Origin of the sequence: Halogranum rubrum, assembly GCF_900114455.1 — an archaeon.
GTDB lineage: Archaea > Halobacteriota > Halobacteria > Halobacteriales > Haloferacaceae > Halogranum > Halogranum rubrum.
Window position 1 is genome coordinate 162,310 of record NZ_FOTC01000005.1, and the last position, 25,566, is coordinate 187,875.

The 25,566-nt window shown below is 62.7% G+C and carries 22 protein-coding genes; 3 read left to right on the plus strand and 19 right to left on the minus strand.

Features of this window, described 5'->3' with window-relative positions; translation table 11 throughout:
- Positions 1-16 precede the first annotated feature (16 nt).
- The 19 genes from argC to BM083_RS17925 form a co-directional block, all read right to left on the minus strand.
- A complete protein-coding gene (gene argC, locus BM083_RS17835; protein WP_089871234.1) occupies positions 17-1,060 on the minus strand; it encodes an N-acetyl-gamma-glutamyl-phosphate reductase in 1,044 nt (347 codons plus the stop codon).
- Entirely contained in the window at positions 1,057-1,986 is a 930-nt protein-coding gene (locus tag BM083_RS17840) for a RimK family alpha-L-glutamate ligase (RefSeq protein WP_089871329.1), read from the minus strand. The genes argC and BM083_RS17840 overlap by 4 nt, the downstream gene beginning before the upstream one ends.
- Before the next feature lie 57 nt (positions 1,987-2,043).
- Positions 2,044-2,214, minus strand: coding sequence for a lysine biosynthesis protein LysW (gene lysW / locus BM083_RS17845; protein WP_009367138.1), 171 nt, complete (start codon positions 2,212-2,214; stop codon positions 2,044-2,046).
- 244 nt (positions 2,215-2,458) lie between these two features.
- Entirely contained in the window at positions 2,459-3,922 is a 1,464-nt protein-coding gene (gene argH, locus BM083_RS17850) for an argininosuccinate lyase (RefSeq protein WP_089871236.1), read from the minus strand.
- 3 nt (positions 3,923-3,925) lie between these two features.
- A complete protein-coding gene (locus BM083_RS17855) occupies positions 3,926-5,161 on the minus strand; it encodes an argininosuccinate synthase (RefSeq protein WP_089871238.1) in 1,236 nt (411 codons plus the stop codon).
- 304 nt (positions 5,162-5,465) lie between these two features.
- Positions 5,466-5,981 (minus strand): hypothetical protein, encoded by a 516-nt coding sequence (locus BM083_RS17860; RefSeq protein ID WP_009367135.1) that lies wholly within the window; start codon positions 5,979-5,981, stop codon positions 5,466-5,468.
- Positions 5,982-6,022: 41 nt separating this feature from the next.
- Positions 6,023-7,210 carry a cation:proton antiporter gene (locus tag BM083_RS17865; RefSeq protein WP_089871240.1) on the minus strand — a complete coding sequence of 396 codons (1,188 nt, stop codon included), beginning with the start codon at positions 7,208-7,210 and terminating at the stop codon, positions 6,023-6,025.
- Complete coding sequence (locus BM083_RS17870; RefSeq protein WP_089871242.1) at positions 7,210-7,701, minus strand: cation:proton antiporter regulatory subunit; 492 nt, start codon at positions 7,699-7,701, stop codon at positions 7,210-7,212. Before BM083_RS17870 ends, BM083_RS17865 begins: the two co-directional genes overlap by 1 nt.
- 66 nt (positions 7,702-7,767) lie before the next feature.
- The gene (locus tag BM083_RS17875; RefSeq protein ID WP_089871244.1) at positions 7,768-8,355 is read right to left on the minus strand and encodes a diacylglycerol/polyprenol kinase family protein; all 588 of its coding nucleotides are present in this window, start codon (positions 8,353-8,355) and stop codon (positions 7,768-7,770) included.
- Positions 8,352-10,136: a glycine--tRNA ligase gene (gene glyS / locus BM083_RS17880; protein WP_089871246.1), complete on the minus strand. Its 1,785-nt coding sequence runs from the start codon at positions 10,134-10,136 to the stop codon at positions 8,352-8,354. Before glyS ends, BM083_RS17875 begins: the two co-directional genes overlap by 4 nt.
- 170 nt (positions 10,137-10,306) lie before the next feature.
- Positions 10,307-11,776, minus strand: coding sequence for a glycosyltransferase family 1 protein (locus tag BM083_RS17885; protein WP_245756932.1), 1,470 nt, complete (start codon positions 11,774-11,776; stop codon positions 10,307-10,309).
- Positions 11,777-11,993: 217 nt separating this feature from the next.
- On the minus strand, positions 11,994-12,854 hold the full coding sequence (locus BM083_RS17890) for a CBS domain-containing protein (RefSeq protein WP_089871250.1): 861 nt from the start codon (positions 12,852-12,854) through the stop codon (positions 11,994-11,996).
- Positions 12,855-12,925: 71 nt separating this feature from the next.
- Complete coding sequence (locus tag BM083_RS17895; RefSeq protein WP_009367128.1) at positions 12,926-13,477, minus strand: DUF7529 family protein; 552 nt, start codon at positions 13,475-13,477, stop codon at positions 12,926-12,928.
- 79 nt (positions 13,478-13,556) lie between these two features.
- On the minus strand, positions 13,557-13,952 hold the full coding sequence (locus tag BM083_RS17900; RefSeq protein WP_089871252.1) for a DUF7555 family protein: 396 nt from the start codon (positions 13,950-13,952) through the stop codon (positions 13,557-13,559).
- A 5-nt stretch (positions 13,953-13,957) separates the two neighbouring features.
- Complete coding sequence (locus BM083_RS17905; protein ID WP_394327624.1) at positions 13,958-15,274, minus strand: ABC transporter ATP-binding protein; 1,317 nt, start codon at positions 15,272-15,274, stop codon at positions 13,958-13,960.
- A gap of 14 nt (positions 15,275-15,288) precedes the next feature.
- On the minus strand, positions 15,289-16,365 hold the full coding sequence (locus tag BM083_RS17910) for an ABC transporter ATP-binding protein (RefSeq protein ID WP_089871258.1): 1,077 nt from the start codon (positions 16,363-16,365) through the stop codon (positions 15,289-15,291).
- Complete coding sequence (locus BM083_RS17915; RefSeq protein ID WP_089871260.1) at positions 16,362-17,828, minus strand: ABC transporter permease; 1,467 nt, start codon at positions 17,826-17,828, stop codon at positions 16,362-16,364. Before BM083_RS17915 ends, BM083_RS17910 begins: the two co-directional genes overlap by 4 nt.
- A gap of 3 nt (positions 17,829-17,831) precedes the next feature.
- Positions 17,832-18,878 (minus strand): ABC transporter permease, encoded by a 1,047-nt coding sequence (locus BM083_RS17920; protein ID WP_009367123.1) that lies wholly within the window; start codon positions 18,876-18,878, stop codon positions 17,832-17,834.
- Positions 18,879-19,063: 185 nt separating this feature from the next.
- A complete protein-coding gene (locus BM083_RS17925; RefSeq protein WP_089871262.1) occupies positions 19,064-20,923 on the minus strand; it encodes an ABC transporter substrate-binding protein in 1,860 nt (619 codons plus the stop codon).
- Positions 20,924-21,151: 228 nt separating this feature from the next.
- Between BM083_RS17925 and BM083_RS23495 the strand changes: the two genes are divergently transcribed.
- From BM083_RS23495 to BM083_RS17935, 3 genes are all read left to right on the plus strand, one after another.
- Positions 21,152-21,316, plus strand: coding sequence for a DUF7556 family protein (locus BM083_RS23495; RefSeq protein WP_009367121.1), 165 nt, complete (start codon positions 21,152-21,154; stop codon positions 21,314-21,316).
- A gap of 117 nt (positions 21,317-21,433) precedes the next feature.
- Entirely contained in the window at positions 21,434-21,853 is a 420-nt protein-coding gene (locus BM083_RS17930; protein WP_009367120.1) for a PPC domain-containing DNA-binding protein, read from the plus strand.
- A 13-nt stretch (positions 21,854-21,866) separates the two neighbouring features.
- Complete coding sequence (locus BM083_RS17935; protein ID WP_089871265.1) at positions 21,867-25,400, plus strand: DNA polymerase II large subunit; 3,534 nt, start codon at positions 21,867-21,869, stop codon at positions 25,398-25,400.
- Positions 25,401-25,566: the final 166 nt, after the last annotated feature.

Consider the following 25,566-nt stretch of genomic DNA (forward strand, 5'->3'; position numbering starts at 1 on the left):
GAGTTCGCTATCTTCGTTAGGGTGCTCCAATGGGGTGGAACCCCGCGAAGTCTAACCCTGCTGTCTCTTCGAGGCCGAGCGCGACGTTGGCGGCGTGAACCGCCTGCCCGGCCGAGCCTTTCATCATGTTGTCGATGGCCGAGAAGACCACGAGGCGTTTGTTCGACGGGTCGACTTCGAAGCCGACTTCGCCGAAGTTCGTCCCGGCGACGGCCTTCGGTTCGGGGTAGCGATAGACGCCACCGCCGCCCGCGACCATCCGCATGAACGGTTCGTCCTCGTAGCTCTCACGATATGCCCCCCACATGTCGCCCTTCGAGACGGGACCGTCGGGGAAGACGTGACACGTCGCCGATGCGCCGCGAACCATGTCCACGGCGTGGACGGTAAAGGAGACGTCGAGTCCGAGGAACTGTTCTATCTCCGCTTCGTGACGGTGGCCGGTCGGCGCGTACGGGCGGACGACACCCGAGCGCTCGGCGTGACTCGATGCCTTGCCACCGCTCGCGCCGCCTTCCGACGACCCGACCTTCACGTCGACGACGACCTGTTCGTCGCCTTCCAAAATTCCGGCGTCGAACAGCGGTTTCAGGCCGAGAATCGTCGCCGTCGCGTTACAGCCACCCGACGCGATGAGGTCCGCACCGGGCAGGTTCTCGCGGTTAATCTCGGGCAGTGCGTACTCCGACTTCTCCAGATATTCGGGACACGTGTGGCCGTCGTACCACTCGTCGTACTGTTCCTCCGAGTTCAGACGGAAGTCCGCCGAGAGGTCGACGACGGTGTCTGCGGCGTCTTGGAACGTGTCGATGTGCTGCATCGAGACGCCGTGCGGCGTCGCAGCAAAGAGCACGTCGACCGATTCGAGGTCCGTGGGGTCACTGAACCGCACGTCGAGGTGGCGGAGGTTCGGGTGGACCGACCCGAGTGTCTTCTTGTCGTACTCGCGGGACGTCGCCTGCGCAATCTCGAACTCGGGATGAGTGTCCAAGAGGCGGAGCAGTTCGCCGCCCGTGAAGCCGGAGCCACCGACGACGGCGGCCGAGAGCGTATTCGTCACGCCGACACCTCCGCTTCCTTATCGGCCGATTCGGCGGCCTTCGATTCGAGCCAGTCGACTACCTTTCCAGGAACGTCGACGTCGTCGCCGACGGCGTCGTTCAGCGCCTTGAACTCGACGGTGTGGTTGACCTCGTGAACGGTGTAGTCAACGCCAGACTCCGTCTGGCTGGCCTCCGACTTATCGTCGGAGACGACTCCCGTCTCCATGAGGTCGACACCGAGCAGACCGCCGCCGACGGCGGCGCTCGCTTTCTCGACGAGTTCGAGTGCGCGGTCGTCGAGTTCGAACGGTTCGACCGTCGCGCCCTTCGCGGCGTTGGTCAGCCAGTGGTCCGACGAGCGGACCATCGCGGCGACCGGTTCGCCGTCAGTCGCCAAGACGCGAATGTCGCGGCCCGGTTTCTCGACGAACTCCTGGATGTAGAACACCTTGTGCTCGTAGTGTCCGAGTGTGGCTTTGTGTTCGAGAATCGCCTCGGCGGCGCTCTCGGAGTCTATCTTAGCCATCAGGCGGCCCCACGACCCGACGACGGGTTTCAGCACACAGGGGTAGCCGAACTTCTCTATCGACTGCATTGCGCTCTCCTTGGTGAACGTGACGTCCGTCTTGGGGGTCGGGACGCCCGCCTTAGCGAGCGCGAGGCTGTTCTTGGCTTTGTCCGCACAGACGTCGGCCGTCTCGGGGCCGTTGACGACGGTGACACCGTAGGCGTCGAGGAACTGCGTCGCGTAGAGCGACCGCGAGGTCGACAGACAGCGGTCGACGACGATGTCCAACCCTTCGACCGGTGCCGTCGTTCCGTCGAGGCTGAACTGGTGTTTGCGGACGTCTATCTTCGTGACCTCGTGGCCGCGGTCGCGAAGCTCCGAGAGGAGAAGCTTCTCGTCTTTGCGGATACGGGAGTAGAGGATGCCGACCTTCACGCCGACCACCTCCGGTCGACGCGAGTCAGCCGACGCTGGGAGTTCGTACCGTGCAATTTACTCCCCCCAGTCCTCTTCGAGCTCCGGGGCTCGGTCGAGGACTGGCGGGTTGACGTCGATGACTTCGAGCTCCGCACCACAGGTTCCGCAGTCGATGATCTCTCCTGTCTCCAGGTCGTCCGAGAGGGCGACGTCGCCCCCACATTCGACGCATTCTGCTTCGGTCATTGTGTACCCCAGCGTTCGCCGTTCGGTACCATAAACCCATCGAAGTTATCAAAATAATTATAGAAAGTACAGGCTTCGCTACGGGTGTGTAGGAGGGTTCCAAACGTCGTGTCTGAATTAAATATCGGAATTCAGATAGTATTAGTTGTCCCCGAACGGGGACGGTCGTCGTCGTGGTGGCCGCGGGCGCGGTTCCACGACGACGCTCCGTCGGGGCCGTCGCCGACGCTGTCGAACGAGTTGCTCAGTCATAGCGCGTCACCTCTGTCGCTAACTGCTCGTCGGCCGCGGCGAGAGCGTCACGGCGAGTCGCGAGCGCCGCCGTATCGGCGTCGAGTGCCGAGACGACCGCGTCGAGGTCGTCTGCGACCGCAGACGGCGCGGGACCGCCCTGCGAGTCGCGGGACGCGACGCTCTGGGTCGGGTCGAGCGCGGCCTCGACGGCGTCGCGGTTCACGTACTCCCATAGCGACGCCCCTAATACCTCCTCTGCGACCGCGTCAAGTGTTGCGACGGTCGGATTCTCCCCGTTGGCCTCTGCGGCCGCTTCGGCGACCATCTCGTGGGCCGTCCGGAACGGCAGTCCGGCCATCGCCAGCAGGTCGGCGACACCGGTCGCCGTCGAGAAGCCATCTGCGGCCTCGGCGGCGAGGAGTTCGGTGTTCCACGTCGCCGTCGCCACCGCACCGCCGGCGACGTCCGTCGCGTTCCCCACGGCGTCGACGGCGTCGAAGGCGTGGCCGTGTGCGCGCTGCAAGTCACGGTTGTACGCACGCGGGAGTCCCTTGAGCGTCGTCAAGAGCCCCGTCAACCCGCCGACGGCGTCGCCCGCGGTTCCGCGAACGAGTTCCAGCGTGTCGGGGTTCTTCTTCTGGGGCATGATGGAGGACGTAGAGGAGTAGTCGTCGTCGAGGTCGACGTACCCCTTGTTGGCGAAGATTATGATGTCCTCCGCCAACCCCGACAGGGTCGTGGCGTACGTCGCCAGCGCCGATAGGGTCTCCGCGAGGAAGTCGCGTGCTGCAGAGGCGTCCATCGAGTTCGACATGACCGAGTCGAAGCCGAGAAGTTCGGCCGTGCGCTCGCGGTCCACGTCGAACGGCGTCCCCGCGAACGCCGCCGCACCGAGCGGCGACTGGTTGATGCGGTCGTACGCGTCGAGCAGGCGCGCGGTGTCGCGGGCGACTGCGGCCTCGTACGAGAGCAGATAGTGTGCGACGGTGGTCGGTTGCGCTGGCTGAAGATGTGTGTAGCCGGGCATCACCGTCTCGGTGTGTTTCTCTGCCACGCTCACCAGCGCCTCGCGGAGCGCGATGGTGTTTTCGACGACGCCGAGTACGTCCTCGCGGAGACGGTAGCGGATGCAGGTCGCCACCTCGTCGTTGCGCGAGCGGGCGGTGTGCATCTTTCCACCGTCGGCACCCATCCGGTCGATGACGGCCGACTCGATGGCTTCGTGGACGTCTTCGCCGTCCGGAAGTGCGCCGTGGCCTGCCGACTCGACGTCGTCGAGTGCGGCCAGAATCTCGCCTACAGTGTCGTCGTCGACGATGTCCTGCTCGGCGAGCATCACCACGTGGGCGCGGTCGACGGCGAGGTCCGCCTGGAAGATTCGTTCGTCGGCCGCGAGGCTAGAGAGGAACCCCCGCGCGGGGCCGCCGCTGAAGCGGTCGCGGCGGACGACACCTTCGGAGGGGTCCTCGCTCATCGGTTACTCCTCGCTCTCTTCGCCGCCGTCTGCGGCCAACTCGGGCTTCTCGACCGCTTCGGCGACGTCGTTGGCGAGGCGGCCCTGGAACCCGTGGTACTTGGCGACGCCGGTGGCGTCTTCCTGCGTGATGTCGCCGACCGTCTTCGTGTTGAAGGAGGCGACTTCCTCGGAGTAGACCGAGTACTCGGACTCGCGGGCGACAGGACGGCACTGGCCACCCTGCAGTTTGACCGTCACGCTTCCGGTGACTTTCTTCTGCGTCTCACCGATGAACCCTTCGAGGGACTTCACGAGCGGTGCGTCGACGAGACCCTGATAGCCCTTCTCGGCCCACTGGTTGTCGACCTGCGTCTTGAAGTCGCGCTCCTCTTTCGTGAGGACGAGTTGTTCGAGGCCTTCGTGGGCGGTGAGAAGCACCGTCGCCGCGGGGTGTTCGTAGTTCTCGCGGACCTTCAGCCCGAGCATGCGGTCTTCCATCATGTCGGTGCGGCCGACGCCGAACGTTCCGGCGAGGTCGTTGAGGTGTTCGATGAGGTCGGTGGGGTCCATCTCTTCGCCGTCGACGGCGACGGGATAGCCGTCGTCGAACTCGATTTCGACCAGTGCCGGTTCGCTCGCGTTGGCTGGGTCGTCGGTCCACTCGTAGATGTCCTCCGGCGGAATGTAACTCGGGTCTTCGAGTTGGCCGCCCTCGATGGAGCGACTCCAGAGGTTCGTGTCGATGCTCCAGATACCGTCGTTACCCGCCTGAACTGGCAGGTTCTTCTCGTCGGCGTACTGCTTCTCCCACTCGCGGGTGAGACCCATCTCGCGGACGGGGGCGATGACCGTCAGGTCGGAGGTACGCCAGACGGCCTCGAAGCGAAGTTGGTCGTTTCCTTTGCCCGTACAGCCGTGAGCGATGGCGTCGCAGTTCTCCTCTTCGGCGACGTCGAGAATCGCGTTGGCGATGATGGGGCGGGCGAGCGCCGTCCCGAGTGGGTAGCCCTGATACGTCGCGTTCGCGCGAACCGAGTCGAAACAGAGTTCGGCGAACTCGTCTTTGGCGTCGACGACGTGGATGTCGAGTCCGTGGGCGTCGGCCGTCTCTTTGGCCTCTTCGAACTCCGACTCGGGCTGGCCGACGTCAACGGTGACGCCGACGACTTCGTCGTAACCGTACTCTTCTTTGAGAAGGGAAACGCAAACTGTCGTGTCGAGTCCTCCGCTGAATGCGAGTGCGACGCGCTTTGTCATGTACTACACTCTCCCGCTTTGAGGGTATTAAATTCTTGGTTTCATAATTTTGAAATAAAGTCTCAGAGATGTCTATAGACGATACGAAGGCTTGTGAGTCTGTAGTTTGGAACTCGACTGTCGGGGGAGAGATAGTAGTGGGCCTAAAGGGCCCGTCGTCGGACTCGTCGCGGTCGGAGAAGGAGAGACGCGGCGCTCACGAGCGTGTGAGCGTCGGTCGGACGAGTCTCCACCATTACTGGAGCATTGTCTATGCGGGCTATTAAACGCTTTCGGGGCGGCAATGGTTACGTTCAGCCCGTTGTCAGGGCTCGACCAGTCGGAATCTGACGGGACGAGTCGACACCGACCGTAGCTGCACGGCGTACCAGCCCGAGCGCGTCGGCGGCCCATATCCGAAGTGCTCGGTGAGTTCCGCCAGCGACCACTGTTCGGTCTCGGCGGGTTCGACGTCGACGAAGCCGCTCCCGATACTCTCTCGCTTCCACCGATACCACTCGTCGCCGGTCCACGACCAGAGGCGCCACGAGTAGGGGTTGAATCGGAGGCTCTCGTCGGTGTCGTTGCGAACGGTGAACTGCACCGTCGTCGCGTAGCCGTCGGTGGCCTCGACTGTCCTCGTCGACACACTGAGTGGGACGACCGTCTCGTCACCGGTCGGTTCCGCTGGTGAGGGTGGCGGGGTCGTCCCCGGGTTCGTCTCGACGGGTGGGTGAGCTATCTCGTCCGGGTTCGACCCCGTCGACGAGGTACAGCCACTGAGACCGACGAGTCCAGCCAGGCTACCTCCGCCGGCAGCGAGGAGGGCACGGCGGCGCATACGCTCGCTCTTCCGCCCCCGACGTCAAAAGTCCTCTCCGGTCAACTCGTCGACCCGCGCCGCAGGATGACCGCTTCGAGTTGGTCGGCGTACTGCATCAACACCGACCCGAGTACGCTCATGACGAGGACGTAGCCGACCGCGAACGCCGGAATCACCTGCGTCATCACCTCGGTCGTCCCCGCGGCAGCGGTCGCTGCGATGATGAGCGAGAACTCCCCACGCGTGACCATCGTCACACCTGTTCGGAACGACCGCCGTTCGTCCAGCCCGAACTGTCGTGCGCCGTAGTAGCCGCTCACTACCTTCGCCGGCGCGGTCAGGACGACGGCGATTGCCAGGAGGCCGATCACGTCGAGGACGACTGCCGGGTCCGTACCGAGGCCGATCCAGACGAAGAACACTGCCGCGAACACGTCGCGGACGGGTGTCAGCAGGTCCTCGATGCGCTCTTTGTGGTCCGTCGAAGAGAACCCCATCCCGACGAAGAACGCTGCGACTGCTTCGCTGACGCCCAACGCGAGCGCGAGTGCTGCGACGGGGACGGCGATGCCGAGCACCCGAAGGACGAACAGTTCGCCGCCGTCGACGTCGAGGAGACGCTCGAACCACTGCTCGCCGTAGTACACCGCGACGACGAGGACGAGCAGGAACCCCATCGCGACGCCGACGTTCGTCGCCGTCTCTTGCAGTCCGCTCCCCCCAGCGACGAGCGACGCCACGATGGCGAGATAGACGGCGATGACGAGGTCCTCGAAGACGAGGATGCCGAGAATCGGTTCGCTCTCGGGGTTGGCGATCCAGCCGAGGTCGATGAGCGACTTCGTGATTATCGCCGACGAGGAGATGTAGACGATACCGCCGAGGAGGAGCGACTCGACGAGCGACCACCCGAGCACCAACCCGAGGACGATGCCGACCGGGAGGTTGATGACGATGTCGATGACGCCCGCACTCGTGATGCGTTGTCTGGTCGAGAGCAGACGGTCGATGCTGAACTCCAGTCCGAGAAAGAACAGCAACAGGATGATACCTAACTCTCCGAGGACGGTCGTCAACTCACCTGACTCGACGTACAGTAGGTCGAACGCGCCGGCGACGTTCGGCCCGAGAACGATACCGATAACGACGTAGACCGGGATGACCGACAGGCCGATACGGGCCGCGATGACCCCCGCGACGGCCACGCCGAAAAACAGCAGTCCGATCTGTGAGAGCCCTGCCGCCATCAGTCCTCGTTACCAGTAACGTGGCCGACGAACGACCGGCAGGCGTCTTTCTGCCCGAGCACGACGAGCGTGTCGCCCGACTCGATGCTGGTGTCGGCAGCGGGGCTCGGAATCGTCTCGTCGCCTCGCTGGATGGCGATGATAGAGATGCCGTACTTCTGACGGATGTTTGCCCCCGCCAGCGTCACGCCGACGAGCGGCGACTCGGGAGCGACGTCGATCCACTCGATGACGACGTTACCCGCCAGGAGCGTCTCGATACGGTCGGTCTTGACGGGCTGGAAGTACGCTCCTTCGAGAATCGTCCCGACCTGCCGAGCGAGTTTGTCCGACAGTTCGAACAGCTTCTCCGAGTCGGCATCTTCCGAGGGTCGTCGATACACCTCCCGTTTTCCGGCGTGGTGTGTGACGACGACCAACCGCGAGCCATCGTCGAGTTCTATCTCGTGTTTCTTTCCGACGCCGGGGAGGTCACTCTCGTAGACGGTCATAGTCGATGCTACTCGAAGGTACCTAATAAGGATAGGCCTGCCGTCAGCCGATTCGTCGCTCCGGACTCAGCCGAACAGCGCCAGTACGACCCAGATACCGACTGCCGCCGCGGGTGGAATCGAGAGGTTGTCGTCGACGACGTACCCCGCGATGACGGGTTTGAGTCCGTCGGCGAGTGTCGCCCCGAGTGCACCCAACCCCGCGGCGGCGACGGCGACGGGAAACGACGCCTGTGGGTCGACGAACGGCCACGCCAACGCGAAGCAGACGCCGAACATGACGAGTAGGACACCGGCCTGTTTGCCCGTGCTGGCGTCGTTCGACCCGAGGACACCACTGATGGGGTCGCCGATAGTGAGCATCAACATCCCGGGGATGGCGACGTACGGTTCGAACACCCAGGCGACGGCGGTCATACTGAAGAAGTACAGCGCGTAGCCTGCCGGGTTGTCCTGTTCGTACTCGCGGGTGAGTTCGCGGTAGATCCACCAGTCGAGACCCACTTGCAGGCGTATGAATTCGAGCACAGCAACGACGACTGAGCCGACGACGAGCAGGATACCTAACTGCTCCCACGTCACCCAGCCCAGCAGGTAGAGCGCCGGGAGCGCCGTACCGCTGACGTGGACGAGTCGCCGGCCGATTTCGCTCACGCGTCGTCGGAGTCTACCGCTTCGTAGTCTTCGCGGAGGGCGTCGAACGGCTTTGCACCGCTCCGAACGGCCACCAGTTCTTCCACCAGCACGTCGACCGGGAGTCGAAGCTGTGCCGTCGAGTCGCGTTCGCGGAGCGTCACCGTGTCGGGGCCGTCGCCTTCGAGGCCCTCGTAGTCGACGGTGACACAGAACGGCGTACCGACCTCGTCCTGTCGCCGGTAGCGACGGCCGATGTTACCCGACTCGTCGTAGGCGACGGACAGGCCGACGTCGCGAAGGGCGTCGACGATGTCGTGTGCCTGCTCGGTCAACTCCTCGGCGTTACTCAAGAGCGGGAACACACCGACGGACGTGGGGGCGATAGTCGGGTCGAGTTGGAGGAACGACCGCGCTTCGTCGGCGACTTCGTCTTTCGCGTACGCGTGCGCGATAACGGTATATACCGTGCGGTCGACACCGAACGAGGGTTCGACTACGTGCGGCGTGATGTGTTCGCCGGACTCGGTCTGCTCCTCGACGCTGAAGTTCGCGAGGTCGGTGTCGACGGTGACCTCGTCGCCGTCCACCTCGACGGTGACCTCGTCGCTGTCGAAGGCGTCCGGATTCCGGTCGGCGAGGTCCTGTAGCGCCTCGGCGACGGCCATCGCCTGCCCGCCGAACTCCGGACCGAGTGCGCTCATGTCGGGGTCGACGACGGCGCGCTCGACCGTCTTCGGGTCGTCGTACTGCTGGAAGACGGTGAACGAGTCGTCGCCGTACTCCTCGTGTTTCGAGAGGTCGTAGTCGCCGCGGTAGGCGAAGCCGGCGATTTCGACCCAGTCGCCTCCTAACTCCGATTCGGCGTCCCAACAGTCGCTCGCGTAGTGGGCACGCTCACCGGGGAGATGCTGACGGAACCGGAAGCGGTCCATGTCGACACCGACCGACTCGTACCAGCCCTGTGCGACGCCGAGGAAGTAGGCGACCCAGTCGCTGGCGATGATGCCGTCGTCGACGGCGTCACCGATGGTGGTCTCGATGTACTCTACCGACTCTTTCTCCTGTTCGGTTGCCGGATAGAGGACGACTTCGACGTCACGGACGTCCTCCAGCGGCGGTTCGTCGGATTCGGGGTCGATGAACTGCTCTAACTCTGCCTGCGTGAACTCGCGGGTCCGGACGATGCCTTTCCGCGGGCTAATCTCGTTGCGATAGGCACGACCGACCTGCGTGATGCCGAACGGGAGTTGGTTCCGCGCGTACTCCTTCAGGCGCGGGAACTCGACGAAGATACCCTGTGCCGTCTCCGGACGGAGGTAACCGGGGTGACCGTTGCCGGGACCGATCGACGTCTCGAACATGAGGTTGAAGTCCACGACGTCCTGACCGGCCAGCGGCGCGCCACAGTTCGGACACTCCAACTCGTGTTCGGCGATGAGTTCCTCGACTTCGGCAATCGGCAGCGACTCGGCCTCTTCGATGTCCGTGTTGTCCTCGATGAGGTGGTCCGCACGATGGGACTCGCCGCACTCGGCACACTCGACGAGCATGTCGTCGAAGCCGTCGAGGTGACCCGACGCCTCGAAGACGGGTTCGGGCATGATGGTTGGCGCCTCTATCTCCTCGTTGCCGAGTCTGGTCGTGAACTGCTCGCGCCACGACGACTCGACGTTACGCTTCAACGCCGCACCCTCGGGACCGAACGTGTAGAACCCGGCGACGCCGCCGTAGGCCTCAGAAGACCCAAAGAAAAAGCCACGGCGTTTGGCGAGTTCGGTGAGTTTCTCTGCGTTCGTCACGCCTCACACCTCGTGTTCGTTCGCGCGGTTGTGCGACGGCTTGGCCGCGACCGTTCGCGACTCGCGTCCCGTCGTTCGTCTCTCATGTACGCCTCTATACCGACGAGTGGTTTAAATACAGCGACACGGGGTCTCTCTCGGACGAGTCACCGAATCGCCGAGTCATCGAATCACCGGCGTCGCTGGTTTCGGCGATTGAACGGCGAGAGCGACTGCTCTTGGGCGCCCGTCGCCTCGGAGGGGGAACGTTGGTGTTGCACTGTCGTCGCGAACGTCGGCGTCCCCCCGTCGCCGACGTCTACGTACCCCATCTCACGGAGTGAGAACACGAGGTCGGTAATCGTACACCACTCTTGGTCCAAGAGTGGCTTGCCGTTCTCGGTGTATCGTGCGGACGCCCGGTTCAACTCGTCGAGACCGAACGTCGACTCGTCGAGCGTTTCGACGATGCGCTCTATCCGCTTTGCCTTCGGACTCTCGAACTCGTCGCGCCGTTCGTCGACGAGTCGCACCATATCTCGGTACGTCTTCTGGCCGGTCCGTTCAGGGCTCCGCACCTCCCGAACGTGCGCCATCACTCGTCTGTTCTCTGCAACCGCCTCTTCCCAGTGTTCGGCGGCCCAGACGGCGCGCGCTTCGAGTTCGTCTACCGGGGCGACGAGTTTGCTGTCTCGCGGGACGCAGTCGTAAATCCACGGTTCGTCACGGAGCACGAGTACTTGCCCGCTCGCGGCCTGTTCGAACCACGTCCGAGCGAGCGTGTCGTACTCCGTCGCACAGATGGCCATATCGCCCTTGCGGAGCATCTCTTCGTACAAATCTCGCGGTGCTTCCGGGTGGGCCTCGACCCACTCCAGTGCTTGATACTTCGCGGGGATGGTGTCCATACTCGTCAGGAGGGTCCGGATGCCGAGACGTTCGTACAGCGTCGCGGCGATGTCCATCACGAGTTCACCGTGTTTCTTCTCCCATCCGGACCCGGCGACGTGGAGCCATCGGGGTTGCGAAGCGTACGCCTCGTCGAACGCGGAGAAGTCGATTGGGCTGTCGGTCACGACCGACGTGTCGAGCGCCTCCGCCAGCACCGACTGCTGGAGGAACTGCTGACCGTAGACCGGCATCTCGTCGGCATCGAGTCGAGCCTTGAACCATCGGCCGTCGGAGAAGGCCGCCTCTGCTACCTCCAGTTTCCGGTGGTAGTCGATACGATGGCCGTCACTCGGATACTTGAACGGGACCATCAGGTCGTGGACGTTTGCGATGACCGCAAACGGGTTCGGGTCGCCGGCCCGATGCCCCGAGAGAAACAACAGCCATCGATAGAGGACGGTTCGTCCTTCTCGAAGTTGGTCGACGACGATGTCGACGTAGCCCAACTCGTCGTAGATTCGACGTTTGAGCGCTAACAGTTGGTCCTCGGTGTAGCCGTTCCCGGTGAACAGATAGCTGAACTCTGTGTCGCCCATGAACTGGTCTGCTTCGATGAGCGTGACTCGCTCTCGGTCCGCGAGCACGTAGTCCCGTTCGTAGTTCGCGTCGCCCCGATGGGGGAGCAACCAGTAGACGTGCAGCGTCTCATCGTATTCGAGCCACTGCTCGACCCACGTCACGGCGTCGTTGACCGTCGCGTTAGCGCTCACGTCGCCTGGACGATATAACTCTGGAATGATGAGTACACGCATAGTGAGCCTGGGGTTGTCTTTCGAAGATGACGCCAGTCTCCGTATCAACCATTTTGGCCCACTATTGGTAACTCTCTATCACAGCACTGTCTCGCCACGACTGAGTCTCTGTGCGTCTCGACTCCGACCGACGAGGCTCTCGTCCGAGTGGGTCGTCCCGCCGTCGACGTCTTCCTTACAGCGCTGCCAGTAGATTCACGTCGCGGACGACGCCGACGAGCGAATCACCGCTGACCAGCGGAATCTGTTCGATGTCGTTCGAGATGAGCATCTGTGCGGCCTCCTTCGCAGACTTCTTGCGGGAGATAGTGACCACGTCGTCGCTCATGAACTCGTGGACCGGTTCGTTCGGAAGTTCGACGTTCCGCGTCGGGAGATAGCGGTTGCCGACGGCTTTGATGCCTTCCCACATCCACTCGTCGTCCTCGTCGGCGAGACTCTCGCCGGTGTCGTCTTCGCCTTCGACGACGCGGGCGACGTCGATGATGTCGACTTCGGTGAGGATGCCGGCCATTCGGCCGTCGTCGTCGAGTGCGATGGCGTAGGGGACGTTCGCGTAGAAGATTTCGCGTTCGGCGACGGTCAGCGGCGTCCCGACGTAGGTCGCGTTGACGTCGGTCGCTGCGAGTTCGCCGACGGCCGTCTCGCCGTCGATGTCGCCACGAGCGATGGCGCGAACCACGTCGGTGACGGTGACGATACCCTTCAGTTCCGGGACGTCGCCGCTCTCGTCGACGACGGGGACTCGACGAGCACCCTCGCTGGCCATCATCCGGGCGGCGTCTTCGAGGCTGGTGTCGGCCGTCGTCGTCGGCACCTCGCGCATCAAGATGGCGAGTTGGTCTTCGTCTGGATGTTCGATGAGGTCGTCGCGGGAGATGAGACCGCGGTACTCCTCGCCGTCGTCGGTCGATTTCACGACGGGGACAGAGGAAAATCCGCGCTCTTGGAGGTACTCTAACACGTCGTCACGGGTACCGGGAAGTTCGACAGTGACGACCTCCGAGCGGGGCGTCATCGCGTCGGCTACGTTCATATACCCTGCGTACAGTCCGCCGCCTCTTGTACTCTACGAAGGGGTGCGACCGTGGGACAGGGAGGAAGAACTCAGTTGCCGCCGGTGACCCAGTTCTCGATCCGGTCGGCGTGCGGGAAGAACTTCGAGTAGTCGTCGTGTTCGAACGACCCGAGATGGGTCTTGTCGAGCGTCTGGACGTGCGTGTACATCTTCTCTTCGCGCTTTGCGGCCTTGACACAGCCAGGAGCGTGACGGAGTTCGTACGACCCGGCGATGAGGATAGCTGCCTGCTTCTCGGGGTCCGAGAGGACGGTGAGAACGAACTCACGACCCTCGACTTCGTTTCGGAACACTTCGTACTGCGGGAACGCGCCCTCCTCGAACAGTTCGGCGAACTCCTCGGCTTTGTTGTTCGGGACGACGTGGGTCAGACCGAAACGGTCGTTGTCGCCCGACGACGGGTTCTCCGGTGCGGTGTGGCCGGCGGCGATGGTGACGGTCTGCCACCCCTCCGCTTCGAGTTCCTCGGCCATCGTGTCCATCTCGTCGAGTGTGGCTTGCCAGGCGTTCTTTCCGACTTCCGCACTGCCAGCGAGGCTCTCGGCGTAGTCCGGTTTGTCTCCCTCGGTGGTGTTTGGCATACTCACTCTTCGACGATGGATGCGGTAAAACGTGTCGAACTCTCAAAAACGCATTTCAGTCACACGCCAGCGCTCGGTCTCACACACTGCCGACACCGAACACGAACTCCATCGCCGCCGAGGTTCCGAGGACGAACAGACTGGCGACGAACAGTTTCGCCCCCGTCGACAGTCGGTCTCTCGACGAGACGCGATACGTCTGGGGAATCGCTCGTTCGGCGAGTCGTTGGAGTCCTTTCGGCGTGTCTCTACGCGTGTCGCCGTCGTCGTCTTTCCACGGCTTCACCGGTTGGAGACTGAACGCACCGTAGCCGAACATGGCGAACCCCACGAAGAAGAGCAGATGCTTCGTCCCGACGAAGCCGCGTCCGAAGAGGAGGCTCACTACCGTCGACACGACGAACAGCACCGCCGTCATGACGACTGCGTAGATGAGCGTGTCGAGCGCTTGGAGGCCGCGTCGTCGGCTGTTCATCGAAGCTATCGGGTGAGCTGTTGTTCGTAGACGGTCTTCGGCTCGTCGTGTTCACCTTTGTGTCGGTGACAGAGACTCACACGACCCGTGTCGCCGACGACGTGGTGTTCTGGCTGTTCGACGTCGCACTCGCTGCCGAACTCTTCGAGCAGATACTGGCGGGCCTCGTCGTCTTTGGTCGCCTGCACGTACTGCTCGACTTCGTCGATGTGCGTCTGGATACGCGGCGGCACGTCGACGTCGCCGAACAGTTCCTGGTGAATCTCGTTGATGTCGGAGAACCGCGTCTCCATCCCGAGCAGTTCCCGCGCACGGTCCGAGAGCGACTTCTCGGCACGCGAACGCTCGCGGAGGACTTCTCGGAGAATTTCGATGCGCAGCCACAACTCGTCGTCGAGGTCACGGTACTCCTCGGGGCGAATCTTCACCGGACAGCGCGTACTGAACGGACAGCCCTGCGGCGGGTCGCGCGGGCTCGGCGGCGTCCCGCGGAGCGTAATGCGGTCACGGTTGGCTGTCGGGTCCGGTTCCGGAATCGCCGACAGCAGCGCGTGGGTGTAGGGGTTCGCCGGGTCGTCGAACAGCGCCTCGGTCGGACCGAGTTCCATGATGTTACCGAGATACATCACGGCGACGCGGTCACAGATGTGCTGGACGACAGAGAGGTCGTGGGCGATGAACAGGTACGTGAGGCCGAACTCCTCTTGGAGGTCTTCGAGGAGGTTCAGAATCTTCGCCTGCACACTCACGTCGAGCGCCGAGACGGGTTCGTCGAGCACGATGAACTCCGGTTCGAGCGCGAGCGCACGAGCGATGCCGATACGCTGGCGTTGGCCGCCGGAGAACTGGTGGGGGTAGCGGTAGTAGTGCTCGGGTCGAAGCCCGACCGTGTCGAGCAGTTCTTTGACCTTCTGGCGGCGGTCTCGCGGCGACTCGATGTCGTGGACGTCGAGCGGTTCTTGGATGATCTCACCGATGGTCATCCGGTCGTTGAGACTCGACTCGGGGTCCTGAAAGACCATCTGGGAGTTCCGACGCCACTCTTTGAGCTCTGCACCCGAGATAGTCGTCGCGTCGGTGCCGTCGAACAGCACCTCGCCGTCGGTGGCTTCTTCGAGTTGGATGAGCGTCCGGCCGAGCGTCGACTTCCCACAGCCGGATTCGCCGACGAGACCCAACGTCTCGCCGCGGTTGATGTCGAAACTGACGCCGTCGACTGCCTTCACTGGCTGTCCACCGAAGAGACCGCTACCCTCGTAGTACTTCTTGAGGTTGCGGATCTGTACGAGCGGCTCACCGGATTGCGAACTCGTCGATTGCATACTCGCTTGGTTGCTCATTGGTCGGCACCTCCCGTCGAACGGGATTCGTGGTATGCGACGGCCTCCGCCTGCGAACGGTCTTCGGGGTAGAGGAGACACGCCGCCGTGTGGTCGTGTGTGTTCTCGTCGACCGGGACGGACACCGGATGAACCTGCTCACACTCGTCGAACGCCTTCGGACATCGCGGTGCGAACCGACAGTACGTCGGTTGCTCGTTCGGTGTCGGGACGTCGCCTTCGATAGTCCACAGCCGTTCACCCTGGTCGTGGGTGCCCGGGATAGACCGGAGAAGCCCCTCCGTGTAGGGGTGTTTCGGCGTGCCGAACAGGTCGACAGCCGAGGCCGTCTCGACGACTTCGCCGGCGTACATCACGTTGACGCGGTCGGCGATCTCGGCGATGACGCCCATGTCGTGCGTGATGAACATGATGGCGAGGTCTCGCTCCTCCTGTAAGTCGTTGAGGAGTTCGAGAATCTGCGCCTGAATCGTGACGTCGAGTGCCGTCGTCGGTTCGTCACAGATGAGGAGTTCGGGGTCACACGCCAGTGCCATCGCGATGACGGCCCGCTGGCGCATCCCACCGGAGAACTGGTGGGGGTACTCGCGAATCCGCCGTCCAGCGTCGGGGATGCCGACGGCTTCGAGGAGTTCGATGGCTTCCTCGGTGGCCTCTTGTCCCGTGAGACCCTGGTGGAGTCGCAGCGACTCTTTGATCTGGTTGCCGACGGTGTACACCGGGTTCAGCGACGTCAGCGGGTCCTGGAAGACCATCGCGATACCGTTCCCGCGAATCTTCCGCCACTGTTTCTGCGTCTTGCCGACGAGGTTCTCGCCTTTGAACTCGATGCTCCCGTTCTCGATACGACCGGGGCTCTCGACGAGTCCCATGATGGAGCGGGCGGTCACCGACTTCCCGGAACCTGACTCGCCGACGATGCCGACGGTCTCACCGGGATAGATGTCGAAGCTGATGCCGTCGACGGCGCGGATGACCTCCTTGTCCGTGTAGAAGACGGTCCGGAGGTCCTGAATCGACAAGATTGGCTCTTCGCCGCTGCGGTCGCGTGTCGTCGTAGTCTGTGAACTCATGCGCCGGACCCTCCTGCCATCGCTTCGGTGTTCTCGCCTTCGCCAGTCTTACTCTTCGGGTCGATAGCGTCGCGGATGCCGTCACCCAGTGCGTTGAACCCCGTCACGATGAGCGTGATGAGGAGACCGGGGATGAGCGAGATGTGCCACGAGGCACTCGCGACGTAAGGCTGCCCGTCGGAGATGATGCGGCCCCACTCGGGCGTCGGCGGGTTGATGCCGAGACCGAGGAACGACAGGCCGGCGACGGCGATGATGATGCCGCCGAGACTCATCGAGGTGTAGACGAGCATGTACCCGATGACGTACGGGGCCATGTGCTTCTCCATGATGACGAACGGTTTCTGTCCGAAACTCTTCGCGGCGTCGATCCACTCTTGTTCTGCGGTCTGGAGTGCCGGACCACGGATGGCCCGCCAGAGGAACGGCCACTGCGTCAGGACGAAGATGCCGATCATCAACAGCGCCCCGTCGTAGAGTTCGGCGAACCACGTCCCTTGGAAGACGACCATCACGAGGATGAGAATCATCAAGATGGGGAGCGCCTGAATCGAGTCAGAGGTCAGGATGACGATGAGGTCGGAGAGTCCCTTGTAGTAGGACGTGATCATCGCCAGTGCGAGTGCGATGATACCTGCGGCACCCATCGACGCCAGACCGATGCTCAGCGAGACCCTCGCACCGGTCGCCATGTTCGTAAAGAGGTCCTTCCCGTTGGTCGTCGTGCCGAACGGGTGGAACCGATTGTAGTCGTCGTACGTCCACGGCCCGAAGTTCTCACTTGCGGTCCCTTGTGACCCGGACCCGAGGTTCGCTTCACCGACGGTGATTTCGGCGACTTCGCCGTTCGACGTCCCGACCTCACCGTCCCAGTACTGGACACTGTTCGAGTAGGGGTCGAGGATGTTCGCCTCCACCGTCGTCGGCCCGAGTGCGGGTGCGAAGATGGCCATGACGAGGAAGAGGAATACGATGACGAAGCCGAACTGTCCCCACGTGTGACCGCGGAGTCGGTCGACGACGTCGTCACGCGGCGTCCAATCGGCGTAACGGTAGTAGCGTCGGAAGCGGGTGTAGCCGTTCCACGCCCACGCGAACACGAGTGCGGCGTAGACGTACACCAAGATGGTGCGGACGAGCCACGCGTACTTCGGTTCCAGACCGAGGAAGGTCGCTTCCCAGCCCTGTCCGTTCCAGTAGCCCTGATTCGGGATGACGTCGCGCGAGAGCAACGTCGGGATACTCTTGACGAACGCTTCCAGCGCGTTCACTGCACCGATACCGGGGTTCCCCGGAATCAGGTTCACGATGAGGCTCAACAGGTCGACGAAGACGCCGACGAGTGCGCCGAACTCCATGGCGATGAGGAGTGCGCCGGCGAGGAGCCACACGAGTGCCGGTCGGGGGTTCTCGCTGATTCGCTGTCTGAGCGGTACCTCTTCGGTTTGTTGTGTGTTACTCATTGGTTAGCTCTGGTCGTAGCCGACGCGGGGGTCGATGATCGTGTACAGGAAGTCCTGTAGGATGTTCGTTCCCACCAAGATGAGGATGAAGATGAACATGAGCGACCCCACGAGTGGGAGGTCACCCTGGATGGCCGCCTGGAAGAACAGCCAGCCGAGTCCGTTGATCGCGAACACCGTCTCGACGAGGACGGACCCGCCGATGAGCAGGAACGCCTCGCCGGTGATGATGGGGACGAGCGGAATGAGTGCGTTCCGGAAGACGTGCTTCCAGACGATGGTTCGGTTCGAGACGCCTTTCGCACGGGCGGTCTCGACGTAGTTCGAGTTGATGGTCTCGAGCACTGCGGTTCGGCCGATACGCATCTCGTTGCCCATCGACGAGGAACCGAGGACGATTGCCGCGGGTGCGATCTGTTTGATCGCACCGATCAACTGCGGCCACGTGTCTCCCGGATTCGTGAGAAGTGCGAGCGGTTCGGACATGAACGCCAGCGACGGCGGCGTCACGACGTTCGTCTGAACGAGCCAACTCGACCACTCGAAGCCGAAGAGGAGGTCTTCGGACTGCGAGAGAACGCTCACGAAGATAATCGCGAGCCAGAAGTTCGGCATCGCCCGCCAGACGATACCACCGAAGGATGCGGTGTAGTCACTGAACGTGTTGGGGTTCAGCCCAGCGTAGAAGCCGAGCGGAATCCCGACGAACAGTGCGATGAGCACCGACCAGAAGCCGAGCCAGATGGTTCGCGGGGCGTGTATCAGGATAAGTTCGTAGGCAGTACGTCCGGGGCCGATGACCCACGAGTTACCGAGGTCGAAGGTGAACAACTGAAAGAGGAAGTCGAAGTACTGTTGCCATAGCGGTTGGGTGAGTCCGAGTTGCTCACGTATACGGTCGTACGCGGCGGGGTCTCCCGTCGGTCCCAGAATGGCCGCTGCGGGGTCGAGCGGGCCAAGTCTGATGATCATGAACGTGACGGTCGTCCCGAACAGCACCACGGGAATCGACAGCAGTATCCGCCGGAGGAAATACTGCCACCGACTCATGGAACGACCCTCTGTTGTGCCATACCACAGGTCATACTATGCGTTTGTTTTCGAATCGTCATGGTTATGTCTTCCGTTTTGCTTCGTGCAACCTTTGCCCATACTTTTCAGTAAACGGGGCCGTATGCGGTCTCTAATCGCCGAATCGTCTAAAAAATGGTCGCTAGACCAACGGTCTTTTTATATTATTTGTTCCGCTCGCTGAGCGTCGCCTCGTTGTACATCTGGCGACTCGGGCCCATGCCACCGTGTGGTGCCACGTCGAGCCAGTCGTACCAGAAGCGCTCGCCGAGCGAGTGGTAGATCGGCAGGAAACCGACGTCTTCCCAGTTCGCTTCCTCGATTTGGACGTAGGCTTCCGCACGTGCGCTCGCTGCCGAGTCCGTCGGTGCGAGGTTCTCCGAGACCGTCGTCCAGGCGTCTGATGCTGCCTGTGCCTCGCTGCCCGTCTCCGAGCTCCAGTTGATGTAGGAGGTCGGGGCCGGCTGCGAGGTGTCGGTTTGCGGCGGGTTGAGCAGCTGGAGGAAGTTGTCCGCTGCGGGCCAGTCAGCGATCCAGCCCAGCGTGTAGACTTCCATGTTGCCGTTGCGACCGCGCTTGAGCAGCGTCGAGAAGGGTGCCTTCTCGATGCTCATGTCGATGTGCGCCGACTGCAGCTGGTCGCGCAGAATCTTCGCCATGTCTTCCCAGGTCGTCGACTGGTACTGGGTCCACTGAACTTCGTACATGTTGTCGGGACCGTAGCCAGCCTCTTCCATGACCTGACGGGCCTGGTCGAGCTGCGACTCGTTGTATCCGTACGGGTAGCTGCCTTCGGCGTGGCTGGTGTACTCCTGTGCTCCGCCCGGGTAGATGGACGGCGGCGTGAAGTGGTACGCAGGCTCGCCACGGCTCTTGAAGACTTCCTGAACCATCGTCTGCTGGTTCAGCGCGTAGGCGAACGCCTGGCGAACCGGCTTCGGGACGGCTTCCATGTTGAAGCCGATGTAGTAGGCCGAAATCTCGGGGACGGACATGTAGTTGGCCGTCTTTCCGTTCCGCATCGGACCGTACGTACCGATGCTGCGACCTTCGTCGTCCTCCGACTCGATGGAGATGTTGTCGGCGTTGTACTCCGAGGACGGAATCGCGATGATGTCGGCGTTACCGTTCTGACCGTAGTTGAACAGTGCCTGGGTGTCCTCGATGATCTGCCAGTGGATACCCTCGGTCTTGGCGACCGTACCGTAGTAGTCCTCGTACTTGCTGACTTCGACGGACGTTCCCTTCTCCCACGATTCGAACTTGTAGGGGCCACAGCCGACCGGGTTGTTGGCGAACTGGTTGTACTCCATCTCGCCTTCGAACCCTTCGACGTCGCCGACGATGCCTTCCGGAACCGCCGCGAAGGAGGTGTAGGCGAGCATCTCGAGGGAGGCGTGGAACGCCTGTGCGAGCGTGATTTCGAGGGTCTTCTCGTCGACAGCCTCGACGCCGAGGGTGCCGGGCTTGTAGACTTCCGACTCTTCGCCGTCTTGGGTCACTGTCTCGGTCTCGTGGGCGACGCCCAGCGAGTCGAGGATGAAGTAGGACCGACGGCTGTTGTCGGACGCTGCGAGGCGCTCGAACGAGTAGACGAAGTCGCTCGCCGTGAGGTCCTTACCGTTGTGGAACGTCGCGTCGTTGAGCGTGAACGTGTAGGTCTTGTAGTCGTCGGAGACTTCGTACTCCGAGGCGAGAAGTTGCTCGACCGTTGCCTCACCGTCCGGGTACATCATCAGCGCGTCGTACGTCTGCTGAATGACTACCCCACCCGCGGTACCCGTGTTGGCGACGGGGTCGAGGGTCTCGATAGAGGAGTTGGTGAGCTGAATGTAGTTCTCTTTGACGTCGCGGTCGGAGCCACCGCCAGTGCTCCCGTTACCGCTCTGGTTTCCGCTACCGCCATCTGCTGGCGTCTCCTCGTCGTCGTTACCACCGGTACATCCGGCGATGGCGACGGCCGAGGCTGCACCACCCGTCGCTTGCAGGAAGCGACGGCGTGAAAGGCTGTTATTGTCTGTCATCCCACTCCTCCTTTTTGATGGGTCCGGATAAATTTACCGTATTCACACGATAGTCCGTAATACTTCCAATGTGTCCTCTTTCCGTGGTTCGGTACACCATACCCAACCACTCATTGCTCCCGAAGTAAGAACCCGTCGTAGGCTAAAATCGTCGCTTCACTCATAATCCAGAGACAATTCTGCCTGAATTTCGACGCGTTTATATGGTTGTGATAGTGAGTAACATACATGGCGACAGACACGACTGCCATCGACGTGTCGGCTCCCGAGGTCATGGCCTCGGTGGACTCCACTTCCGCATCGGCGGAGTTCATTATCGCCGATATTACCTGCGACAACGCGTGGGTGTCGGTCCGGGCCGACGACGCGCCGTTGCTCGACGACTGGCGGTAGTCGACGAGTCGCCACGTTCTCCGTTTTACTCACCCCGTCGAGCGACTGCACTCTCCTGTCTCCGATGTAGTAGCTCAAACGGTAGGATTTTTGTCGCCGTCTCCCGTCGCTCGGGCTATGAACTACCGGGAAGTCACTGCGAGTCGTGAGTTCGTCGCCCGACTCGAACACGGTGCGGACTGGCGCGAGGAGATCGAGGAGTTCGCTGCCCGCGAAGGCATCGATTCCGCGTGGTTCACCGCCATGGGCGCCGTCCAAGACGCCGACGTCTGGTTCTACGACCAAGACGACCAAGAGTACCAGTCGGTGACGTTCGAGGAACCGCTCGAAGTCGCCTCTTGCGTCGGCAACGTCTCGCTACTCGACGGTGAGCACTTCGCTCACACACACGTCGTGCTCTCGCGTCGCAGCGGGCAGGCACTCGCTGGCCACCTCAACGCCGCCACCGTCTTCGCCGGCGAACTCCACCTCCGCGCGTTCGACGAGCCGCTGGAACGCGAACACGACGACGTGACCGACCTCGACCTGTGGCTGTGAGTCGCCCCAGCCTATGAGACCAGCAGACGAACGCTACTTCGCCCGCATCGAAGGCCGACTGGACGAGGCGTTCGAACGCGCCGAGGCGGCCCGCGAACAGGGTTACGACCCGGCGACCGAAATCGAGATTCCGGTCGCCAAAGACATGGCCGACCGCGTCGAGAACATCCTCGGGATACCCGGCGTCGCCGAACGCGTCCGCGAACTCGAAGGCGAGATGTCCCGCGAAGAGGCTGCTCTCGAACTCGTCACCGACTTCGTCGAGGGAAGCGTCGGTGACTACGACACCGACGCCGGGAAGGTCGAAGGTGCAGTCCGAACTGCCGTCGCCCTCCTCACCGAGGGCGTCGTCGCCGCTCCCATCGAGGGTATCGACCGCGTCGAAATCCTCCAGAACGACGACGGCACCGAGTTCGTCAACGTCTACTACGCCGGGCCGATTCGCTCGGCGGGTGGGACCGCACAGGCGCTCTCCGTGCTCGTCGCCGACTACGCCCGGTCCCTCCTGGGCATCGACGAGTACAAGGCCAGAACCGACGAGGTCGAACGCTACGCCGAGGAAGTCGCGCTCTACGACAAAGAGACGGGACTCCAGTACTCGCCGAAGGACAAGGAGACGAAGTTCATCGCCGAGCACATGCCCATCATGCTCGACGGCGAGGCGACGGGCGACGAAGAGGTCTCGGGATTCCGTGACCTCGAACGCGTCGACACCAACAGCGCCCGCGGAGGGATGTGTCTCGTCATGGCCGAGGGTATCGCCCTGAAAGCGCCGAAGATTCAGCGCTACACCCGCCAACTCGACGAAGTCGACTGGCCGTGGCTCCAAGACCTCATCGACGGTACGTACTACGATAGCGACGGTGGCGACGAAGCGGACGCAGACTCCGACGATAGCGAGGAAGCCGACGCCGACGCAGACGAAGTCGAGGGCGACGACGACCTCGAACCCGACGAACCACAGGGACCCCCCCGCGTCGAACCCGCGACGAAGTACCTCCGGGACCTCATCGCCGGCCGCCCGGTCTTCGGGCATCCCAGCGAAGCGGGCGGGTTCCGACTCCGCTACGGTCGCGCCCGAAACCACGGCTTTGCGACGGCGGGCGTCCACCCGGCGACGATGCACCTCGTCGACGACTTCCTCGCGACGGGCACGCAGATAAAGACCGAACGACCCGGCAAAGCCGGCGGGGTCATCCCCGTCGACTCCATCGAAGGGCCGACGGTCCGTCTCGCCAACGGCGACGTCCGCCGCATCGACGACCCCGAGACGGCGCTCGAACTCCGAAACGGCGTCGAGAAGATTCTGGACCTCGGCGAGTATCTCGTCAACTACGGCGAGTTCGTCGAGAACAACCATCCGCTCGCCCCGGCGTCCTACACCCACGAGTGGTGGCTACAGGACCTCGAACACGCCGGTGTCGACGTACAGGCGATGGAAGACGACCCCCACATCGACCTCGAACAGCCAGATATCGAGGAGGCACTGGAGTGGGCCGACGAGTACGACGCGCCGCTCCATCCGGCGTACACCTACCTCTGGCACGACATCACGGTCGAGCAGTTCGAGATGCTGGCCGACGCTGTCGCCGCCGGCGACGTCGTCGAGGGCGTCCTCGCCATCGAACACACCGAGACGACACGGACGGCGCTCGAAGCGATTCTCCTCCCGCACTCACAGACGCCGGACGCGCTTCGTATCCCGGAGTGGCGGCCGTTCGTCCGAACGCTCGGTCTCTCTGACGGTCTGCAAAAGGAGTGGGACGACCTCTCCGAGTCGGCCCGCGCGTGGGACGACGGGAACAACGCGATGAAGGCTATCGAGGAAGTCGCTCCCTTCACCGTCCAAGAGCGTGCGCCGACCCGAATCGGCGCGCGGATGGGTCGCCCGGAGAAGTCCGAGAGTCGTGACCTCTCTCCCGCGGTTCACACGCTCTTTCCCATCAGCGAGGCCGGCGGCAGTCAGCGCAACGTCGCCGACGCCGCCCGCCTGATGAACGACAAGGGCCAACGCGGCGTGATGGACCTCCTCATCGGTGCTCGCGAGTGCACCGACTGCGGACACCACACGTACAAGACGAAATGCACCGAGTGCGGCGGCCACACCGAACCACGCTTCGTCTGCGAAGAGTGCGACATCGAGGCCGAACCCGACGAGTCGGGCCGCGTCGAGTGTCCCCGGTGTGAACGCGAAATCGAGAGCCTCGAGTGGCAGACCGTCGACCTGAACAGCGAGTTCCACTCGGCGATGGAGACGGTCGGCGAGCGCGAAGCCTCGTTCAAGATTCTGAAAGGTGTGAAGGGGCTCACCTCGGCACACAAGACTCCCGAGGCAATCGAGAAAGGCGTCCTCCGCGCGAAGAACGGCGTCACCGCGTTCAAAGACGGCACCGTCCGATACGACATGACGGACCTCCCCGTCACGTCGGTCCGCCCCGACGAACTCGACGTCACCGCCGACCACTTCCGGCAACTCGGCTACGAGGAGGACATCGACGGCGAACCCCTCAGGTTCGACGACCAGTTGGTCGAACTCAAAGTCCAAGACATCGTCCTCTCGGACGGCGCGGCCGAACACATGCTCAAGACGGCCGACTTCGTCGACGACTTACTGGAGAAGTTCTACGACCTCCCACCCTTCTACGAGGTCAACGAACGCGACGACCTCATCGGTGAACTGGTCTTCGGGATGGCTCCGCACACGTCGGCGGCGACGGTCGGGAGAGTCGTAGGATTCACTAGCGCTGCTGTCGGATACGCACATCCTTACTTTCATGCAGCAAAACGAAGAAATTGTGACGGCGACGAGGACTGCGTCATGCTCCTCATGGACGGTCTGTTGAACTTCTCGAAGGAGTTCCTCCCCGACAAGCGCGGCGGGAAGATGGACGCGCCGCTCGTGATGTCCTCGCGTATCGACCCCTCGGAAATCGACGACGAGGCGCACAACATGGACATCGTCCGGCAGTATCCGCGCGAGTTCTACGAGGCGACGAGAGAGATGGCCGACCCCGGCGATGTCGAGGACATCGTCACCATCGCGGAGGACAACCTCGGCACCGACTTGGAGTACACCGGGTTCGACCACACCCACGACACGACGAACATCGCGCTCGGCCCGGACCTCTCGGCGTACAAGACGCTCGGGTCGATGATGGACAAGATGGACGCCCAGTTGCTTCTCTCACGCAAACTCCGCGCCGTCGACGAGACGGACGTCGCCGAACGCGTCATCGAGGGGCACTTCCTGCCGGACCTCATCGGGAACCTCCGGGCGTTCTCCCGACAGGAGACGCGGTGTCTCGACTGCGGCGAGAAGTACCGACGGATGCCGCTGACCGGCGACTGCCGCGAGTGCGGTGGGCGCGTGAACCTGACCGTCCATCAGGGGTCGGTGAACAAGTACATGGACGTCGCCATCGAGGTGGCCGAGGAGTTCGGCTGTCGCGAGTACACGAAACAGCGACTCGCGATTCTCGAACGTTCGTTGGAGAGCGTGTTCGAAAACGACAAGAACAAACAGTCCGGTATCGCGGACTTCATGTAGAGCTTAGCACCTGCTGTTTTTTTGGTCCAGACTTTTCGAGCCGAGTGGTGTGTCCACTCGGCGATGAAAAAGGTGGAACGAGAAGAACAAACAGTCCGGTATCGCGGACTTCGTGTAGCGCGTTCGGATTTCCAAGGGCTGCCTCGCCGTCTGAACCAGTCGTACC

Coding starts and splice junctions, on each gene's coding strand:
- BM083_RS17925 (WP_089871262.1), bottom strand. CDS start 20,923: ATGACAGACAATAACAGCCTTTCACGCCGTCGCTTCCTGCAAGCGACG.
- BM083_RS23495 (WP_009367121.1), top strand. CDS start 21,152: ATGGCGACAGACACGACTGCCATCGACGTGTCGGCTCCCGAGGTCATG.
- BM083_RS17860 (WP_009367135.1), bottom strand. CDS start 5,981: ATGCGCCGCCGTGCCCTCCTCGCTGCCGGCGGAGGTAGCCTGGCTGGA.
- lysW (WP_009367138.1), bottom strand. CDS start 2,214: ATGACCGAAGCAGAATGCGTCGAATGTGGGGGCGACGTCGCCCTCTCG.
- BM083_RS17865 (WP_089871240.1), bottom strand. CDS start 7,210: ATGGCGGCAGGGCTCTCACAGATCGGACTGCTGTTTTTCGGCGTGGCC.
- BM083_RS17920 (WP_009367123.1), bottom strand. CDS start 18,878: ATGAGTCGGTGGCAGTATTTCCTCCGGCGGATACTGCTGTCGATTCCC.
- BM083_RS17915 (WP_089871260.1), bottom strand. CDS start 17,828: ATGAGTAACACACAACAAACCGAAGAGGTACCGCTCAGACAGCGAATC.
- BM083_RS17870 (WP_089871242.1), bottom strand. CDS start 7,701: ATGACCGTCTACGAGAGTGACCTCCCCGGCGTCGGAAAGAAACACGAG.
- BM083_RS17900 (WP_089871252.1), bottom strand. CDS start 13,952: ATGAACAGCCGACGACGCGGCCTCCAAGCGCTCGACACGCTCATCTAC.
- BM083_RS17910 (WP_089871258.1), bottom strand. CDS start 16,365: ATGAGTTCACAGACTACGACGACACGCGACCGCAGCGGCGAAGAGCCA.
- BM083_RS17935 (WP_089871265.1), top strand. CDS start 21,867: ATGAGACCAGCAGACGAACGCTACTTCGCCCGCATCGAAGGCCGACTG.
- BM083_RS17855 (WP_089871238.1), bottom strand. CDS start 5,161: ATGACAAAGCGCGTCGCACTCGCATTCAGCGGAGGACTCGACACGACA.
- argH (WP_089871236.1), bottom strand. CDS start 3,922: ATGAGCGAGGACCCCTCCGAAGGTGTCGTCCGCCGCGACCGCTTCAGC.
- BM083_RS17890 (WP_089871250.1), bottom strand. CDS start 12,854: ATGAACGTAGCCGACGCGATGACGCCCCGCTCGGAGGTCGTCACTGTC.
- BM083_RS17905 (WP_394327624.1), bottom strand. CDS start 15,274: ATGCAATCGACGAGTTCGCAATCCGGTGAGCCGCTCGTACAGATCCGC.
- BM083_RS17930 (WP_009367120.1), top strand. CDS start 21,434: ATGAACTACCGGGAAGTCACTGCGAGTCGTGAGTTCGTCGCCCGACTC.
- BM083_RS17895 (WP_009367128.1), bottom strand. CDS start 13,477: ATGCCAAACACCACCGAGGGAGACAAACCGGACTACGCCGAGAGCCTC.